This is a genomic window from Aliiroseovarius sp. PTFE2010 (assembly GCF_049943335.1).
Classification (GTDB): Bacteria; Pseudomonadota; Alphaproteobacteria; order Rhodobacterales; family Rhodobacteraceae; genus JBNFVY01.
This window is the reverse complement of the sequence record NZ_JBNFVY010000015.1, coordinates 1-17,128: the sequence shown is the minus strand read 5'-3', so window position 1 is coordinate 17,128 and position 17,128 is coordinate 1. Positions and strand designations below refer to the sequence as shown.

Below are 17,128 nucleotides of genomic sequence, written 5' to 3'. Positions count from 1 at the left end.
CTTCAGAACCATCCCCCACGCCGTCCGAGCCAGTCGGATTGGCGTTTGCCTTGCGACGCCTGCGTTTGCCTGTTGATCTGCCCCGCGGGATCCGCAGAGGCGTCAGCGACCCCGAGCTGATCCTCAAGGTCGCGCCATTTTTCGTCCGTCCAGCGATCCGCACCCGCGATCCAGGCAGCGGCACGGGCATAGACCCGGCAATCCAGCGCTTCGTTGCGTTCGCGCAGCTTCTGCCATTCCAGCCGAGCAAAGCCGCGCTTTGTGCGCACCGTCACCAGCTGTTCGGCCACGAACTGCTTGAGCCATTCGTTCTCGACCCAATGCGGCAGGTGCACCGTGCCCGGTGAGAACGTCGCCCCGGCGGCCATGTCTTCCTCGGTCGGCCGTTCCAGCCGCAGGAAGCGATAGGTCTCGGCCTTGAAGGTCGATACCGCTACGGTCCAGAGCCGCGCGCCGCGCCGCAGACGTTTGCCACCTTCGGTCGCGTCCACATAAGTCGGCCCTGACACCGGGCTGGCCCGGTTGAATCCTTCCACGCCCTTCACGGGTGCGACCTGTGCGAACCCTTGAGCCCGCGACCAGCCATAGACCGCTGGGGCCTCGTAGCCCGTGTCGATGGCAAGCCGCGCAATCTTCAGATGCGCGCCGCGTTCATGCGGCCAAGTGCGACCGAGCAGTTCCGTGAGTTCGCCCCAAGCCTCATGCCGGTCGGGCCCGCCTTCGATAACGATATGATCGACGAGCCAGCTTTCGAGCCCTCGACCCCAGGCCCAGACATCGACCTCGATCCGGTCCTTCTGCACATCGGCCCCGGCGGTCAGGAACAGCCCGCCCGCAGGGACATTGCCCGGTTTCCAGCGTTCGCGCTGGTCATAGAGCCTCTGCCAGTCCGGCGCTTCGCCGGTCTCGACCCAGGTCTCGCCGAGGATCGTGTTGCGAAACGCCTTGATCGCCTCATCCGACCCTTGAGCCGCGTCCCAGGCCCGCACGATCCGCTCCCAGCTCAGCCAGCCGATGGGCGAATAGAGCGCCGAGAGGTGGTAGCCGACGGTATTGGGATCGGCGGCCGTAGCGGTCGGCCGCCATTCGCCTGCTTCCAGCATCGCCGTCTTGTGGTGTTCGGCGATGGGAGTCTCGCAGCCTTCGCAGTGATATTCCGCTGTTTCTGGTTGGCCCCTTTCCCAGCGCAGCCGTTCGAATTTCAGCCACTGCATCGCACCGCAATGCGGACACGGCACGAAGAACCGGCGTTGATCGCTGGCCTCATAGTCCCGTTCGATCCGGCTCATCCCCCGGATCGTCGGCGTCGAGACGAGGAACACCTTGCGCCGGTGCGCGAAGGTTAGCGAGCGCGCTTCCGCCAGCGTCACCGGATCGCCTTCCTCATCGGCCGAGGCCGGATAAGCATCGACCTCGTCGAGGAAGATGTACCGCGCCGGGGTCGAGCGGAGACCTACCGCCGAATTTGCCCCGGTCATGATCAGGATGCCGCCCGCGAATTCCTTGGACAACATGGTATTGCCCGCGTCGCGCGAGCGTGCCGGCTTTACCCGCTCCCGCAGCTCCGGGCTTTCGTCAATCAGCGGATCGATCCGCTGCCGCGAGTTCCGTTTCGCCAATTCCACCGTGGGCTGGACGGCGAGCATCGGCCCTGGTGCCTGGTGGATCGCGAAGCCGATCCAGTTGTTTCCCGCTTCGGTCGCGCCGACCTGAGCGGCCTTCATGAAAACGATCCGTTGGGTCGGATCACCGGGCGACAGCCGATCCATGATCTGGCCCATGTAGGGCGTCCTCGCCGTGCGATACCGGCCCGGTTCGGCCGATGCGCGGCCAGACAGCATCCGGTGCCGATCGGCCCATTCGGACACGGTCAGATCCGGATCCGGCGTGAGGCCCGCGCCCCAGGCGCGCAAGATTTCAGCCGCACCCTCGAAATCCTTATCGGAGATCGGGTTTGACCTCGGCAAGATCGTCGAGCTGGGCACGGACATGTTTCTCCAGAACCTTTTGCATCGCGGCGGGCTCGATCACGATTTCTTGGCCTACCGCTTCGCTGCATGAGGCCGAGAGCTCAGCCGCCATCAGCGCCGCCGCCCGCGCGGGCCAATTGACCCAGACATCACGTTCCTGCCGCGCCAACCGAAACACGAGCGACAGCGCGCGGGCCCGGTCGATCAACTCGCCCTTGAGCTTCTGCAGCCGGAGCCGGCGCTCCTGCGCCTTCAGCACCTCGTTGGCCGTCTTGGCCTGCAGGAACGTGGTGCCGCTGCCGACGGGCGGTGCGGACATCCCTTGTTCGCGGAGCGTTTCGCCCACGGCCGAGACCGCGGCCTCGGAGACTGGCTTGAGCTTCGGCTTCGGCGCCTTGCGAGTCTTCGACGGATCGGTCGCCTGCGCGCGCAAAGCATCACTGGCCTCCGCGTCGATGCTGCCATCGGAATGCAGAACCAGTCGTCCCGTGGTCTTGGCCTTCTGGATTGCTCCGCGTGAGAGGCCGACGCGGGCGGCATACTGGCGCTCGCTCAGACCCTCCATGACGCGCTCCGATTATCATTCAAAATCATGTGCTTATGTAGTTGATAAGCCTCCGCACCAGAGCGAACGTGGTCCTGCGAAAACGATGCAACTCACCACGGAGCCGCCACGATGACCCGCCTGAACCCGCAGACAACGTCCCGCCACGAACTTCGCGCCGAGAAGGTACGCCGCAACAAGGAGGCGGCTTTGAACGCCTTCATCGGCAAGAAGGCCGAGATCGACGAGATGCTCGCCCGGCTCCAGAGCCTCAGCGACGATCACTTCAACTGCCATCCCGACGAGATCGGCTGGGCCACGGTTGGCAGCCTCGAGCACTACGCCTGCCTCCTGAAGCGCATCACCGACAGCGCCTTTGGCGAAGGCGAATACGCGGAGTGAGCCCGATGACCAGCACCCTTGCAGAGCGCTACAACCGCGAAGCCACCCGCCTGATGCCACACATGGGCAACGACCTGCAGGTCGACCCGAGCATCAAAACCGCGAGCGAGATCGACGAGATCGTCTTCCGCCGCAGCGAATATCTCGGCGGCATGGCGGCCGTCCTCCTCGCCCTGATCGCGCGCGACGACTGAGCCATCGCGCGTCGGTCCCGGCCCGCCCAAGCGGCGGGCTCGCCTCGGTAGAAGCCAAGCATTCCGCGCGGCTCAGACCCGGAGGCAACATGACCAAACTCACCGACACCCAAGCCATCATTCTCAGCGCGGCATCCCAACGCGACGGCTATTTGGCCTTGCCGTTGCCCGACAGCCTGCGGGGCGGCGCTGCCACCAAGGTGGTCAGCGCGATGCTCGCCAAAGGCTTCCTTGAAGAGGTCGATGCCGATATGCGCAACGGCGAGCCCGTCTGGCGCGAGACCGGCGACGGTCATGGCGTGACGCTGATCGCCACCGACACAGGCCTCGCCGCCATTGGCATCGAGACTGACAACGCTGCCGACAGCCCAGCCGAGGATGCCGCACCCAAGCCGCGCAAACCACGCGAAGGCACCAAGCAGGCGACTCTAATTGCGATGTTGCGCGCACCAGACGGCGCGACTATCGCAGAGATCATGGCAGCGACCGGATGGCAGTCACACACGGTGCGCGGCGCGATGTCCGGTGCGCTCAAGAAGAAACTCGGGCTCGAAGTGACCTCGGAGAAGGTCGAGGATCGGGGCCGCGTTTACAAGCTGCCCGCCGCCTGACGCTCACGGCCTCAACAAACTGATTGCCGCCGTCCCTTTGGGGCGGTGGTATCTTGCTGCTATTCATACTTGCTGAAAGAGTCGCCGAGAGCAGACATTGGGGACCGGTGAAAAGCTGCCCTACAAATAATGAAGACAAACAGGACTGCAAAAATTGTCATCTCGAGCAACAGTATCACAGCGCATCAGGAATGCAGCACGGCACAGAGATATCCGCTTTCTGCTTCATTTCACTTTGACAAGGAACCTGTCCAACATCGTCCAGCACGGTATTCTGCCTCGAGAAATGCTCTACCCCGCGGAGTTTACAGCCTATGCCGGTGCACAACATCGCTTGGATGCAAGTGATCAGGCGGTGTCATTCAGCATCTCCGGTGCCAGTCAAAAAATCTTCTCCGCCAAGTCGCGTGATTCCAAGCAAGCTGAGTGGGTCATGCTCTTCATAGACCCAAGTATACTCTGGACGCACAACTGCCGTTTCTGTTTTCGGAACGCCGCTACCCGTGAAATGCTTGATCACCGTGGGTTCCTTGGCGGCCCATGGGCTTTCGAGCAGATGTTTTCAGACAAAATGGCCCCCACTCGCTTCAAGGGACAGGCATATCGCGAAGAAACCGGCATCCCGTCTTTCTTACCAACAGATCCCGATGCGGAAGTTCAGATTATTGGATCCGTTTCAGCCGACCAGATTATTGGCGCATGGACTTGCTGCAACGATTATGCTGCCGCGATCCAAGGTGAGCTGGACAAAATCCTTGGTCCCGAACGGGACGTCCTAGTTGAAGACTTCAACACTGCGTCGAATGGGTATTCAGAATGGATCCTGCCTCGCTTCATGTTGTGAACTCGCATAAGAGCTTAATCTGCTGCTCGCATGCGGATCGCCTCGAACACCCGCCGCAGGGCGAACGAACGCGCAATGCTGACCACCGTGAAGATCGCGCCCATTTTCAGGTTCTGCGCCAACGTCGTGTGCAGCCCGAAGATCGGAAAGATCAGGATCTGCGTGATGACCGCGACGCCGTAGCCGACGGCAACATTGGCGACGGCTTCGACCAGCGACATGAGGCGTGATTGCTTCATGCTGGCTCTCCTTCATCCGTCGGCCAGCACTTGAGCCGCGAGAGTTCGGAGCGCATGCGCGGCAACCAGTGGGACCACGCCGTTGCCGCAGAGCCGAAGGCGGTCCACCCGGTGGGCCAACCCATCAGCGCCTCGACGAATGCTGGGTTCAGCGTCCGGCGCTGCTCGGAGGTATCGCGCCCAACCGTCGGCGTCGCCAGGACCTGGCGGCCAAGCAGGCCGTTCACGGGCGTATTCGCCAGTGTCGTGGCCCCGTCCTTGTGATCCCGCGCCGTTGGCGTCATCCACATCTGGCTGGCACTGGTCAGGTCGGCGGACTTGCGGTTGCCCGCGCTCGGCTTGTTCCCGTCGGTCGCCATCGGCGTGGGCCAATCCCGCGCCATGCCGTCCAAGCCCTTCTCGTGTTTCCGGGCGCCGCCCCGGCTGCGAAAGCTGTCGATCTGCGGGGTCGGCCACATGGCGGCCGAGGTCGCCAGGTTCATCCCGTGCTTGCCCGCTTCCTGCGACGGCGTCGGTTTCGTCTGCCGGTTCTCGTTCGCGCTCGCCCGGGGTGTCGGCCAAAGCCGCAGCATCTCGGTCCGGTTCCCACCGCTCGAGCGGGTCCCGGAGCAGGCGCGCGGGGTCGGCCAGTTGGTCATGCTCACGGTGCGCGAGGATGAACAGGCGCTCCCGTTTGTGGGGCGCACCGACTTCCGCCGCCGTAAAGAGGCCTGCCGCAAGCTTGTAGCCCATGCCGACCAATCCGCCGGCGACTTCGGGGAAGCCGAGGCGGAGATGATGGGCGACGTTTTCGAGGAAGACGAAGGGCGGCTGGACCTCTTCAATGATCCTGGCGACATGCGGCCAGAGGTGGCGCGGGTCGTCTGCGCCTTTGCGTTTGCCCGCGACGGAGAACGGCTGGCACGGATAGCCCGCAGTGACGATGTCCACCGCGCCGCGCCATGGGCGGCCGTCGAAGGTTCCAACGTCGTCCCAGACAGGCGCTGGATCCAGGGCCGCCTCTTCCATCCGTGCCACGAGGATGGCCGCGGCGTAGGTTTCCCGTTCGACATGGCCCACAGTTCGATATCCGGGGATGGCGATGGTGAGCCCGAGGTCGAGCCCGCCTGCGCCGGAGCAGAGCGAGAGGCCGAACAGATCTCTGGCTCCGGAAGCGCGCCCGGAGGAAGGTAAAGCCAGGTCATGCATCGCCTCAGCGTGGGTTGGCCGTCAGATCGGCGAAGCTCTCGCCGGTTCCGTCCAGCACGGCCTCTTGGCCGGAGAATTGCTGCCAGCGCTGCACGGCGACATCGACATAGGCCGGGTTCAGTTCGATCCCGATGCAGACGCGGCCTGTGGTTTCCGCTGCGATCAGCGTGGTGCCGGATCCCATGAACGGCTCGTAGACGGCCTGACCCGGGCTGGAATTGTTGAGGATCGGCCGGCGCATGCATTCGACGGGTTTCTGGGTCCCGTGGACGGTTTCAGCGTCTTGATCCTTGTTGGCGATTTGCCAGAGCGTGGTCTGCTTTCGGTCGCCTGCCCAATGGCCTTTGCCGGTTTTCTTCACGGCATAGAGGCAGGGTTCGTGCTGCCAGTGATAGTCGCCGCGGCTCAGCACCAGACGATCCTTCGCCCAGATGATCTGGGACCGGATGTTGAAGCCGGAGGCTTCCAGGCTTTCCGCGACCGTCGTTGCGTGCAGCGCGCCGTGCCAGACATAGGCGACATCGCCCGGGAACAGCGCCCAGGCCTCGCGCCAATCCGCGCGGTCGTCATTCAGCACCTTGCCGGTGCGTTTGGTTGCGGCCGCTCCCGCCTTGTTGCGCCAGCCGGGATCATATTCGACGCCATAGGGTGGATCGGTCACCATCAGGAGCGGCGTCACATCACCCAGCAGTCGCTCGACATCCGTGGCCACAGTCGCATCCCCGCAGAGCAACCGATGCTTGCCCAGCACCCAGAGATCGCCGGGGCGGCTGATCGGGGTTTCCGGGGCCTCGGGAACATCGTCCTCGCCCTCGCGGAAGGCGGTTTCAGGGGCGACCTCACCGGCCAGCAGCGCCTCAAGCTCGGCATCGTCGAATCCGATGAGCGACAGGTCAAAATCCTCGGCCAGCAGGTCGTTCAGCTCGGCCGACAGCAGCGCCTCATCCCATGTGCCGAGTTCCGTCAGCTTGTTGTCCGCGATCCGGTACGCCCGGCGTTGCGCCTCGGTCAAATGGCCCAGCACGATCACCGGTGCCTCGGTCAGCCCCAGCTGCGTGGCCGCCAACACCCGGCCATGGCCCGCGATCAACTCGCCGTCATCGGCGACCAGACAAGGGACGGTCCAGCCGAACTCCGCCATGCTCGCGGCAATCTTCGCGACCTGGTCCGCACCATGCGCCTTGGCGTTCTTCGCGTAGGGCTGAAGCCTGGCCAGCGGCCACATCTCGATCGCATCCGGGGCAAAGCTCAGGGTCATGCGGGTCAGTTCGCCTCAATCAGCTGGACTCCGGACACCGGCTGCCAACCTGGACTCCGCGAGGGGTCCAGCGGCCACCGGGTGTGTCCGATGCCAAAGGTTTGTTTTGTTGCGGTTTTCAGCGGGTCGCGGGTGGATGCCTGCTAAGGGTGGCTTCCCAAAAAACCGGCCCTGTCGCTGGCGATATTGCGCGCTTCGCCCGCCCGTATACGTTTTGGGCCAGGAAGGACCCGCAAAGTCAGTGGGTTAGCGGCTTGGACCCCAGCTGTACCCCTTGGTGGACCCCGGAAGCCAGCTGCGCGGCCTCTGCCTGCGCGCTCCTCTCCCGAGCATATCCAATTTGTAGCCTCTCAGCCGGAAACTGTAACCCTTTGCGATGTCTCACTGAAAATTCTGTCACAGGACAATTTTTCTTGACAGGTTGTTCGCGTTCTCGACCACGAAACGCCGTGACCGCTTCGAGGGCGGCACGCGGCCATTGAGCCGCCAGGTGATCAGCGCGAGGCCGTATTGCCAATGACGGTTGGCCGCCGGGCGGCTCAGCCCCATCTCCCAGCAGATCGGCTTCCATGCCGTTCGTTCGGCGCGCAGCCAGACGATCCTGGCATCGTCCCGTTCCAGCCAGCGCAGCCAGAGTAATGCCTCCTCAGCTTCAGAAATCTGGCGCGGTCCCGGTCGGGGCCGCCGCATCTGAGGCTCCTGACCGACCTTGTCCGCGAAGCTGTGGAAATACTCGGGCCAGGCGTTGAAGAAGCCCTGCGGCATCACCCCGGGCAAGGTGCGAAAGACGTCGGCCGCGCGCTCCAGCCGGCCCTCCACGCGCGCTGTGGTCCACTCAGTCATGGCGCACCTCCGGTTCCCGCTTGCCATAGAGGCGCTCGCCAAGCTGGCGGACCAACTCACGCTCTGGCCATGTGAGGCGATTGTCATCGACGGAGACAGCCAGAACGCCTTGTTCTTTCCAACCGTCCTTTTTGACCTGATCGGGGCTGCGGCGGGTGCCCCCAAAGCCGCGCGGGGCGAAGCTCATGCGGTTCATGCCACGCCTCCTTCGGTCTCGATCGCCCAGTGCAAGATCGCAATGGCGTCGGCCTCATTGTCATCAGCCGGGCTGAAGCCGCGTGCCTTGGCGGCGGCGATCATGGCCGCCTTGTTGGCGTTGCCCTTGCCAGTAGCGTGGCGCTTGATGGTTCCGACGGCCACGCCTTGGTAAGGCACGCCGCGCATCTCTGCCCATGCGGTCAGCGTGGCCATCAGGCCGCCATAGACATGCGCCGCATCGGTCCCTGCATGGCGACGGACTTCCTCGAACCAGATCGCTGCGATGGGGCCAGAGAGCTTGCTGATCTCGGCCAGCCAATTGGTGAAGCGCAGGTATCGCATACCACCACCATCGTAGCGCCCGGGTTTGAACGACGCGGTGCCGCTCGTGATGAGGCCGTCCGAGGACCGTAGCGCCCAGCCCGTTGTGGTCCCAAGATCCAGGGCCAGGATGGTCGCTGACAAAGCTATCGTCTGGTGTTGGCACACGGTTTCAATTTGCCTGTTCGACATTGTCATCTCCATTGCTGCTCGAAAGGTGAAAGGTGCGAGGCAGATCGGCCCGCGCGCGGATACCCCACGACGTATGGGATGGGGCCAAACCTGCTGGTTGGCCCCCCATACGTAGTATGGGGGCTTTCCCCACTAACTCCTCTTTTGTGGGTAACGTGCTGATAAAGAACGAGAAAATAGGAGTTCGGAGGAGTTGGGGAGGAGTTAGCCCACTAACTCCTCTTGTGGAGTAAGCCATTGATTTCATTGATACAGGAGTTAGGGAGGACATAGGAGTTAGGCCTCACTCTTAGGAGTTAGTGAGCCCAAATCGTCGTCCGCAGCCGTCTCCGGATAGACCCAAACGGCCGGGTTTTCGACGTCCATGCAGACCCCGGAATTGGGGCATTTGTAGTGGCTGGGAAGGACGGGATCGGCGTCTTCGAAGACCTCTCCGGTCTCCGGATCGACACGCTCTTCGGGGCGAAACCGCATCCCATCGACGCAGAGGTAACCGAACCGGGATCGAACCTTCGGATAGCCAAAGGCGCTGCCATCTCGCAGGAATTTAACATGGCCCTTCGTGGCCAGAACACTCAACCGTTCGCGGATGGTGTATTTGCTGCCAAGCCCACTCTGGTTCTCGAAGGCCTCGGCGAACTGCATGGTCGTGTAGAGTTGCCCGCTGGTGGCCTCCTCGAAAAGCAGGTCGAGGATCACATCGCGCTTGCGGTTGCGCTCGGCGTCATGTTTGGCCCCGACCTCTTTACGCACCAACCGCTCGTTCATCGGGTTGATCTCGACCCATTGGCCGTTGACCTTGTCGATCAGCTTGGCCGGAAGCGCAGGTCCGTTCCTGAGCTCGATCTCGAGCTTGCGTTCCGGGGCCTCCTCGTCTGGACGGTGCAGGATCAGGCCGGAGGTATAGAAACCGCGCAGCGCGCTGGCGCCTGAGAGCGCGAGGAAGGGATCGTCTTTGACCTGCTGCTTGCTGAGCTTCTTGGTGTGGTGGACCAGGATCACCCCGCAATCGGGGTCGATATGGTCTCGCAGCACCTCGACGCGTTCCTTGAGGAAGAACATCATGGCGGTGTTGTCGTTCTCGCCGCCACCATCGGGCCCGCCGTCGAACAGGTTGCGGATAGGGTCCACGCAGAGAATGTCAGGCGGTGCCTCCGGGAACGCTGTCTGCACGGCGCGCGCGACCCGCACGCTGCCCTCGTTGTCGAGCAGCATCTTGAGCTTTGGCGTCGCAACGAAGGTGTCGCGCGCGGCGGCCAGCACCTCTGGCGGCAGGGCAATCTGCTTCAGGCGTTCGCGCAGATAGTGATACTGGATCTCCGCTTGAAGGTAGAAAATGCGTAGCGCCCGCGGCGGAGTGAACCCGAGGAATGACACGCCAGCCGCCATGTAGACGAGCCAGGAAATCAGAAGGTCGCTCTTGCCCACCTTGGGCGCGCCGCCCAGCACCAGAAGCCCGCCTGGCGTCAGCACACGCGGAGCAATGATGTCCTCCGGCATGGGGCTCTGGTCGTCGAGCAGCGCGCCGAGCGTGAAGGCAGGCATCTCCTGTGGCCCCGGTGGGCCGGAGTCCAGCCGGATCAGCGGCGGGCCGTATTTCTCGACATGCCGGTCCCAAAGCCGCTCGGACTCGCGTTTGAGCCGCTCTACTGGCCACTGGGGCCGCAGCATCGCGGCGTTGTAGCCACAGATGCCTTCCCAACCCTCGTCCTTGGACATCCGTCCCTCGTGGACCATGCGGATGAAATGGCCGATCGCGGCGGATGCTCCCTCGAAGCGAGACCAATCGTCTTGCGCGCCCTCACGCACCGGGGTGACGAGTACATCGTCCATTGCGGGCTTGCCCGCTCGGGTGAACTCGGGTTGCAGGGACACGCCCGGCGCGGGCAGCATGTCGGAGACCGCCTCGATGAACTCGTCCAGATCACGCTCGTGGGCGGCGTTCAGCTCGACAATACGCACCTGCGTTTTCAGGCTGTTCTTGTAATAGACAGAGCCCGCCACGCGGATGGGCTGGTGGGCCGAGCGGAAATGCATGTCACCGCCGACCTTGGCGGCAATGTCACCGCGCAGACGGCAGACACGGGCGATGTCTTCACCTTCCGCAGGCTCGGTCAGCATCCACCAGACGTGAGCTTTCCGCTGGCCCTCGGGCGTTACGCCGCCGCTTTCCACCACCATGGTCGGCGCGCCGAGGTGGCGTTCGAGGTGCGCACGCTTGGCAGCGATGTCGCCGGTGTCGAGATCGACCACGACGTTTTGCATCTGCAGGATTTCCGCTGCCTTGGCCTGGCCGGACGCGGCCACGGTGCCGGGGATCACGTAGACCGCTGCTCCCTCGCGCGAGGCCCATGTTGCGAAGGTCGCCATCTTCTCGGGGGCGGCCCGGTCCGCCTCGAGCCAGATGTTATGCGGACGGCCATCGATGCCCTGACCCTTGTCGATGAAACTGCGGACCGGGATCAGCCCGTCGCAATAGCCGAAGACGACCTGCATGAACTGGGCGATTTGCTCCGGATCAGGCTCGTCGCCGAACACATCGATTTGCGGGGCCGCGTCGTTGAAGTCGCGCCAGGGGTTGAAATGGACGATGTTCTCTTCGGGCCCATCGAGCTCCGTTTCGTCGCGCATGGGTGTGTTCTCTCCGGGGTCGGCTGGCTCGTCTGTCATGCTCAGGGTTCCGCCCGTTCGCGGCTGAAACGCTCCACTGGAGCGTTTCCAGAGACGCCGCTCACCTCCCAACACCGCTCGGCGTGGGCGCAGAAACGGCATTCGAAGAAATCCCGGTTAGCGGCGATGCGCGGCAGCAGCTCACCTGCGTCCGTGGCCTGCAGGATCCGCACTCCGCGATCGGACATGCGCTGCGCCAGATCGGCATCGAATGGCACGAGCTCGTGGTGAAGCTCGGCGGTGTCCTTGTTGATCGCGGTGAACAGCGCCGGTGCGGCCGAAATCCCCGGCACCGAGGGCTCCATGTAGGCCTGGTAGATCGCGATCTGCGCGGCATAGACGGGCTCGGAAACCGTGACACCGTCCTTTACGCAGGCGCGCCAGTTCTTCGCGTTCATGGTCTTACATTCCCAGAGCGCCGGGATGCGAAACCCAAGCGCTGCCGGGGCATCAGCGATGATCCCATCGACATGCCCACGGATCCGGCCGCCCGCGACGGAGAATCCGAACTGGCCGCCATCGCGCTTTTGGGTCACCAGATCGATCCCGGCGGCGCGCAGCCAGCGGATCGCCAGGTCTTCGAGCTGATGACCGATGGCGAAGATCCGCAACGTCTGCCCGCCGAAGTCGGCACCGTCATCCTTCGGCGCGCCCGCAAACTCGAATTGCAGTGCGCGTTCGCAGGCGTGGCCGAGGCGGGACGCGCCGAGATAGGTCCGGGGTGGCGTGGCCTCGCGCTCGGCGATGAGGGCCGCGTCGACCAGCGCGTTGATCCGGTCGGCGGTGGACGGGCGGTGATTGAAGTCCAATGTCAAAACGGGATCTCCGGCGCGTTTGATTTGGCAATGTCGGCCATGGCCTCGCGGAAACCCTCGACTGCCTCCTCGATCAGTGCCCGCACCTGCGCCTCCGTCAGATCGGCAAGTGCGGTCTGCCATCCGATCTCTTCCAACAGCAGCGCGACGCGTTTCAGGGTGGCAGTGATGGCAGCGCGTTCCTCTTCGGTCAGATCAACCATGGCAAAACGCTCCCGCGCCAAACGCGTCCAGAAGCCCTGGCAGGGCATCGAGCAGAACCAGACCGATGGCCGGGGCCGCTTCGAACGAACCGGATCGCGCCAGCCAAAACCACGCGTGGGTTGCCGGCAGACAGCACAGAGCGTGCCACGCGGATGCCAGAGACGCCGCCGCTCCTCGGCTGTGATTTTGAGTGAAGATGCCATGGGTCATGCCGCCCTCCGTTCGAATCCGGCCACCGCGTTCACGGCGGCCTGGATGGCGCGTTTGTTGAAGCCGAAGGTCATCAGCACCGAAGCGCGGTAGCGCGTGAGGCCGAAGTCGTGCCGGCATTTCGGTGGCAGATATTTCAGCTGCTTGTCGGTCGGTGGCTGGCGCAGCCACGCCTTTGTCTTGAAGGCGCTTTCATCGCTTTCGTGGGTGTTCAGCCAGTCATCGGCCTGCGCGAGGCAGACGGTGCGTTCGCCGACGCCCAGCAGACGTGGCCGCGCGCCCTTGGCCCCGCCGACGGCGTACCAGACGCCGTCCATCCAGAAGATGCCGCCCCAGGCTGTGAAGCCGGTAGCCATTAGCGCGTCATCTGCGCCGAAGAGATCGACCCATGCGAAGCTGGAGCGCTTCAGCAGGTCGATCTCGGTCATGACAAAGCCTGAGAGTGGCGCTGCGTCCGTCCCGGTCTCGCCTTCGTCCTGCAGCAAGACCTCGCCGCAGAGCGGGCATTCAGTGGCGGCGAGCGGTATCTCCGCCGCGCAGGCGGGGCAGGATTTGGTCGGGGCGTCACCGGTGGCGATCTTGCCGTCCAGATCGACATCCTGTTCCAGCGTGCCGTGGATCAAGCTCGATGTCCCGAAATCCAGCACCACGCAGTCGGTCTTGACGATGCCGGGGTGTTCTTCGGGATCGACCGCGCGCAACCCGCGACCGACCATCTGGATCATGGTGGATTTGTAGGAACTAGGCCGCAGCAGCACGACGCAGGAGGTGGGCGGGTGATCCCAGCCTTCCGTGAGCACGGCGACATTGACGATCACGCGGATCTCGCCTGCCGCATAGTCGGTCAGGATGGACTTGCGGGTGTCGGCCGCCAGATCGCCGTGGATCAGCGCGGCCGTGATCCCCGCGGCGCGAAATGCCTCAGTGACGTGTTCGGCATGGGCGACGGTGGAACAGAAGACGACGGTCTGCCGGTCACCAGCCTTCTCGCGCCAGTGGCGGATCACCTCGTCGGTGACCGGCGCGCGGTCCATGATGTCCGCCACCTCGGTCATGTCGAAATCGGCACTGGTCTTGCGGACCGACTTCAATTCCTCCTGCACGCCCACATCGATGACAAAGGTGCGCGGCGGCACGAGATGCCCCGAGGCAATCAACTCACCCAGACGCACCTGGTCGGCGACATTGTCGAAGACCTCGCGCAGTCCTTTCTTGTCTCCCCGGGTCGGTGTTGCCGTCACCCCGAAAACGCGGGCGTCGGGATTGGCGTCACGCACCCGGTTGATGATGCGGCGATAGCTGTCCGCCACCGCGTGATGTGCCTCGTCGATCACAAGCAGGTCGAGGCGCGGCATGTCGGCCAGGTTCGAGGCCCGTGCCAGGGTCGGCACCATCGCAAAGGTGACGTCGCCGCCCCAGGATTTTTCGGTGGCATCGATCACCGAGGTGGATACCTCCGGCACCACGCGCTGGAACTTGGCGCGGTTCTGCGCCGTCAGCTCGTCTCGATGCGCCAACACGCAAGCTTTGGCTCCATCACCGAGCATCGCGCCGGTGACTGCCGAGAGCATGATCGTTTTGCCCGCGCCGGTGGGCGCCACACCGAGCGTATTGCCGTGTTGGCCGAGCGCAGCAACACTGCGCTCGACAAAGGTTTTCTGGCGGGGACGCAGGCGCATGACCGATCCCCCTTACTGGGCCCAGCTCGGCCGCCCGGGAGCACCGGGGTTGGCTGCTGGCGGATTGGACGAGGACGTTGGGGCGACAGCATTCTGCTGCGAAGTGGCCCCCGGCCCGGCGTTACCACTGAACTGCAGGGGTGCAGTTCCCATGACCTGCGCATAATCGCGATGGTCAGGCGTGACCGCGCTGCGGATCTCGTTCTTGTCGTCGCCACTGGCATCGGTGCCGATGTCGATGCGGGCGACGAACTCAATGCCGTCGAGATCGGCGAAACCGCTGATGCGCCGTGCTGCCTGCGCTTCCGGCGACATGTCCTTGTCGGAAATCCCGCGCGCCGAGTTCAGCATACCGCGCACCAGGCTGCGGCCCATATTGGCCCAGTCTGGCCCCTTCGGGCTATACAGCCCGATCAGCGTGAAGATCTTGCGCCGGGCATATTGCCCCTCGGTCACGGTGAACTCGCCGTTGAGGTACACCGCGCCGGTGGAGCCGCGCGTGGCATAGCCGCCAGTCCAGCCCTGCGAGGCGTCGTCGAAGCCGCCGGGGCGGATGGTCAGGCGCACCTTGGCCAGTGTGCCCTTGGGGATGAGGTTGGTATTGCTCTGCGCGTCGTTGAAATCGTTCCAGGAACCCATGGGGAACCTCCTTTTCTGATCAGGATTGTGGTTGGGATTGGTCGTCAGCCGCCGGATCGGCGGACGGTGGGGCGTAGGTCAGCCGGTCGGATGCCGGTGTTGCAGCCGTCCGAATCTTGGCCATCAGGCGGCCGAGATGGGGTTCTTCGACTTGGTCCAGACGGCCCGAACGGTCCTTGGCCGGGAAACTCCAGGGGTTGATCGTGTGGCAGACAAAGGCGCGATACGGATCGCCGCCATCGGCCTTCAGTTCCGCCATGGTGATCACCTCGTCGACGATGCCTGGCAGTTCGAGCCCGGTCTTCGAGCCGTCGATCTGCGGCTGGAAGATCTTGCGATTGAAGTCGTCGAGCTTCTCGTCGAGGATCCCGACGAACCAGACATTCTTGGCCCGCGTGTGCTGCAGATGGGTGAGCCAGCCGATCATCTCGCGCCCGTGCAGCCCGTAGGCGCCGCGGACATCCGGCTTGCCGGTCTTCTCCGACAGCGCCTCGGGCTGGCCCTTGCACCAGCCGAAGCAGAGCCGACCCGCGACGGTGATCGAGTCGACAAAGATGGTGTCGTAGCGGTCGAGCGCCGCCGGATCGCCGAAGCGGTCGCACACGGCGGCATAGTGCGCCGGGCTGTAGGGCTGTTCGTCGCGCAGCGCCGGGTTCGGCCCACCGATGAACACCGCGAAATCCCGGCATTCCGTCCATGTACGCGGCCGGATGCTGTCGCCGGCCCAGCCCTCGATGGCGAGGTCGCCCGCTTCGAGATCCATGAACAGCGTGCGCTCGGGATCGAGGGTCCAGAGCAGCGAGGTTTTCCCAATTCCACTCTTGCCGAAGATGCAGCCCTTGATACCGCGCTGCTCGGCCAGACGTTCGTCGGCGCTGATGATCGGGAGGCTCATTCGTCTGCCCCCTGCGCCTTCAGCGTGACCTTCAAGGCGCCAACGCGGACCGTGCGCGCGGACTCGAAGCTGGCGCGAATGCCATCGGGCCAAGCGCTGTATTTCCGCTCCGGGACCTTGATCGCGATATCGACATATTGCGCGGGGTCATCACCGGAGGCGCGGATGCGTTCGACCACGTCACCAAGCTGTGCCTGGTCCCAATCCACCCGCTTCGGCAGGTCGGCGACCACGGTGAAATCACCATCGTCGAACCGGACCGTGCCGGTATCTTTGCCAGCTGCCTGGCGTTCCTCGGCGGCACGACTGGCGTAGCGGACAGCCAACCCGGCATCGAAGCGGGTCTTGGCCGCTTTGTCGCGCTTCAGACGCTCGTCGATCTCGCACTGCAGAATTGCCAGCAACTCGACCGGCAGCGCCGCGATCTCGGCCGCGCTGAGGGACGGCAGGTCGTCGGGCGTGGGGGTGTTCTCGGGGAACGGCATGAAGGGGTCTCCGTGATCGGTGAAAAAGGATTGGAAGGCGGGCATCACGCGGCCTCACGCTCGGCGAGCAGCAGCTCGGAGAGCGAGGCAGCGGCGGCTTTTGGCTTGGGGCGCGCAACGGCGATGTAGGCGAACTGGTCCGGAGCGATCCGCTGTTGCACCAGATGCACGAGGCCCTGTTCCGCGGCCCAAAAGGCGCGTGATCCAAGCTTTGCGAGTTCGGTTAGGCCCCGGTCGTCGAGCTTGGTGAAAAGCGCAAACGTATCGAGAACCAGAAAGCCGCGATGGTATTCGAGCCGGTCACCGGGCACGGCCTGCGCGACCCAAGCGGCAAACTCGATCTCCGTGAGCGGGCGGATTGAGCGAACGGTGGTGAATGGCGGATGTTGCATCAACATGGTCTCCTCCTCTGGCCCCTACTCAGGCCGCCGCGACATCGTCCCAGCAGGGCGAGAAGCTGCTTCGGTGTCCGTGGTTGAGGCGTTGTGCTGGTCGTCTCGCTGGCCCGCATCGGCGTCGGCGTAGACCGCCACGAGAGGCGTGCCATCCTGGTGGGCACCGGCATTTTCGATGCGATAGGCGCGCTGGTCCTTCAGGATTTCCGGCAGCTCCCAGCGGCGATAGAGGCCGGGGATGCGCTTGAGGTCTGCGGACACGGGGTCGGTTTTGCGATTCATGCGGGTCGACTTTCGGTTTGTGTGGCGCGCGGTGGCGTCTGAATGGGAAA

21 protein-coding genes and 1 pseudogene are annotated in these 17,128 nt (G+C 64.0%); 4 read left to right on the top strand and 18 right to left on the bottom strand.

Annotated features, from left to right (window positions below; genetic code table 11):
- Positions 1-2: 2 nt before the first annotated feature.
- Together ACP2AV_RS14565 and ACP2AV_RS14560 are read right to left on the bottom strand one after the other, a co-directional pair.
- Entirely contained in the window at positions 3-1,991 is a 1,989-nt protein-coding gene (locus ACP2AV_RS14565) for a phage terminase large subunit family protein (RefSeq protein ID WP_426373513.1), read from the bottom strand.
- Positions 1,939-2,535 carry a hypothetical protein gene (locus ACP2AV_RS14560; protein ID WP_420678247.1) on the bottom strand — a complete coding sequence of 199 codons (597 nt, stop codon included), beginning with the start codon at positions 2,533-2,535 and terminating at the stop codon, positions 1,939-1,941. Before ACP2AV_RS14560 ends, ACP2AV_RS14565 begins: the two co-directional genes overlap by 53 nt.
- Before the next feature lie 111 nt (positions 2,536-2,646).
- Here ACP2AV_RS14560 and ACP2AV_RS14555 point away from each other — a divergent pair, with 111 nt between their 5' ends.
- The 4 genes from ACP2AV_RS14555 to ACP2AV_RS14540 all read left to right on the top strand — a co-directional run bounded on the left by ACP2AV_RS14555 (position 2,647) and on the right by ACP2AV_RS14540 (position 4,565).
- On the top strand, positions 2,647-2,916 hold the full coding sequence (locus ACP2AV_RS14555; RefSeq protein WP_426373512.1) for a hypothetical protein: 270 nt from the start codon (positions 2,647-2,649) through the stop codon (positions 2,914-2,916).
- A gap of 5 nt (positions 2,917-2,921) precedes the next feature.
- On the top strand, positions 2,922-3,110 hold the full coding sequence (locus tag ACP2AV_RS14550) for a hypothetical protein (RefSeq protein WP_420678245.1): 189 nt from the start codon (positions 2,922-2,924) through the stop codon (positions 3,108-3,110).
- A gap of 89 nt (positions 3,111-3,199) precedes the next feature.
- Positions 3,200-3,721, top strand: a complete 522-nt coding sequence (locus tag ACP2AV_RS14545) for a DUF3489 domain-containing protein (RefSeq protein WP_420678244.1) — start codon at positions 3,200-3,202, stop codon at positions 3,719-3,721.
- Between the two features lie 154 nt (positions 3,722-3,875).
- A complete protein-coding gene (locus ACP2AV_RS14540; protein ID WP_420678243.1) occupies positions 3,876-4,565 on the top strand; it encodes a DarT ssDNA thymidine ADP-ribosyltransferase family protein in 690 nt (229 codons plus the stop codon).
- A 14-nt stretch (positions 4,566-4,579) separates the two neighbouring features.
- Here the strand turns inward: ACP2AV_RS14540 and ACP2AV_RS14535 are convergent, their stop codons facing one another.
- From ACP2AV_RS14535 to ACP2AV_RS14460, 16 genes and pseudogenes are all read right to left on the bottom strand, one after another.
- Positions 4,580-4,804 (bottom strand): DUF7220 family protein, encoded by a 225-nt coding sequence (locus ACP2AV_RS14535; protein WP_420678242.1) that lies wholly within the window; start codon positions 4,802-4,804, stop codon positions 4,580-4,582.
- Positions 4,801-5,286: a hypothetical protein gene (locus ACP2AV_RS14530; RefSeq protein WP_426373547.1), complete on the bottom strand. Its 486-nt coding sequence runs from the start codon at positions 5,284-5,286 to the stop codon at positions 4,801-4,803. The genes ACP2AV_RS14535 and ACP2AV_RS14530 overlap by 4 nt, the downstream gene beginning before the upstream one ends.
- A 187-nt stretch (positions 5,287-5,473) precedes the next feature.
- Positions 5,474-5,992 (bottom strand): annotated as a pseudogene (locus ACP2AV_RS14525) (DNA cytosine methyltransferase); the annotation flags it as partial.
- 4 nt (positions 5,993-5,996) lie between these two features.
- Positions 5,997-7,250 carry a site-specific DNA-methyltransferase gene (locus ACP2AV_RS14520; RefSeq protein WP_426373511.1) on the bottom strand — a complete coding sequence of 418 codons (1,254 nt, stop codon included), beginning with the start codon at positions 7,248-7,250 and terminating at the stop codon, positions 5,997-5,999.
- Positions 7,251-7,646: 396 nt separating this feature from the next.
- Positions 7,647-8,093 carry a DUF6362 family protein gene (locus tag ACP2AV_RS14515; protein WP_426373510.1) on the bottom strand — a complete coding sequence of 149 codons (447 nt, stop codon included), beginning with the start codon at positions 8,091-8,093 and terminating at the stop codon, positions 7,647-7,649.
- Positions 8,086-8,289 carry a hypothetical protein gene (locus ACP2AV_RS14510; RefSeq protein ID WP_426373509.1) on the bottom strand — a complete coding sequence of 68 codons (204 nt, stop codon included), beginning with the start codon at positions 8,287-8,289 and terminating at the stop codon, positions 8,086-8,088. The genes ACP2AV_RS14515 and ACP2AV_RS14510 overlap by 8 nt, the downstream gene beginning before the upstream one ends.
- The gene (locus ACP2AV_RS14505) at positions 8,286-8,804 is read right to left on the bottom strand and encodes a hypothetical protein (RefSeq protein ID WP_426373508.1); all 519 of its coding nucleotides are present in this window, start codon (positions 8,802-8,804) and stop codon (positions 8,286-8,288) included. Before ACP2AV_RS14505 ends, ACP2AV_RS14510 begins: the two co-directional genes overlap by 4 nt.
- Positions 8,805-9,080: 276 nt before the next feature.
- The gene (locus ACP2AV_RS14500) at positions 9,081-11,435 is read right to left on the bottom strand and encodes an AAA family ATPase (protein WP_426373507.1); all 2,355 of its coding nucleotides are present in this window, start codon (positions 11,433-11,435) and stop codon (positions 9,081-9,083) included.
- Positions 11,436-11,476: 41 nt separating this feature from the next.
- Positions 11,477-12,283 (bottom strand): hypothetical protein, encoded by an 807-nt coding sequence (locus tag ACP2AV_RS14495; protein WP_426373506.1) that lies wholly within the window; start codon positions 12,281-12,283, stop codon positions 11,477-11,479.
- 2 nt (positions 12,284-12,285) lie between these two features.
- A complete protein-coding gene (locus tag ACP2AV_RS14490; protein WP_426373505.1) occupies positions 12,286-12,696 on the bottom strand; it encodes a DUF6511 domain-containing protein in 411 nt (136 codons plus the stop codon).
- Between the two features lie 3 nt (positions 12,697-12,699).
- The gene (locus ACP2AV_RS14485) at positions 12,700-14,382 is read right to left on the bottom strand and encodes a DEAD/DEAH box helicase family protein (protein WP_426373504.1); all 1,683 of its coding nucleotides are present in this window, start codon (positions 14,380-14,382) and stop codon (positions 12,700-12,702) included.
- Between the two features lie 12 nt (positions 14,383-14,394).
- Entirely contained in the window at positions 14,395-15,021 is a 627-nt protein-coding gene (locus ACP2AV_RS14480) for a hypothetical protein (RefSeq protein ID WP_426373503.1), read from the bottom strand.
- A 19-nt stretch (positions 15,022-15,040) separates the two neighbouring features.
- Positions 15,041-15,916: an ATP-binding protein gene (locus ACP2AV_RS14475; RefSeq protein ID WP_426373502.1), complete on the bottom strand. Its 876-nt coding sequence runs from the start codon at positions 15,914-15,916 to the stop codon at positions 15,041-15,043.
- Positions 15,913-16,401 carry a hypothetical protein gene (locus ACP2AV_RS14470; protein ID WP_426373501.1) on the bottom strand — a complete coding sequence of 163 codons (489 nt, stop codon included), beginning with the start codon at positions 16,399-16,401 and terminating at the stop codon, positions 15,913-15,915. Before ACP2AV_RS14470 ends, ACP2AV_RS14475 begins: the two co-directional genes overlap by 4 nt.
- A gap of 44 nt (positions 16,402-16,445) precedes the next feature.
- Positions 16,446-16,799, bottom strand: coding sequence for a hypothetical protein (locus ACP2AV_RS14465; protein ID WP_426373500.1), 354 nt, complete (start codon positions 16,797-16,799; stop codon positions 16,446-16,448).
- Between the two features lie 18 nt (positions 16,800-16,817).
- On the bottom strand, positions 16,818-17,128 hold a 311-nt coding region (locus ACP2AV_RS14460; protein ID WP_426373499.1), incomplete at its 5' end, for a hypothetical protein.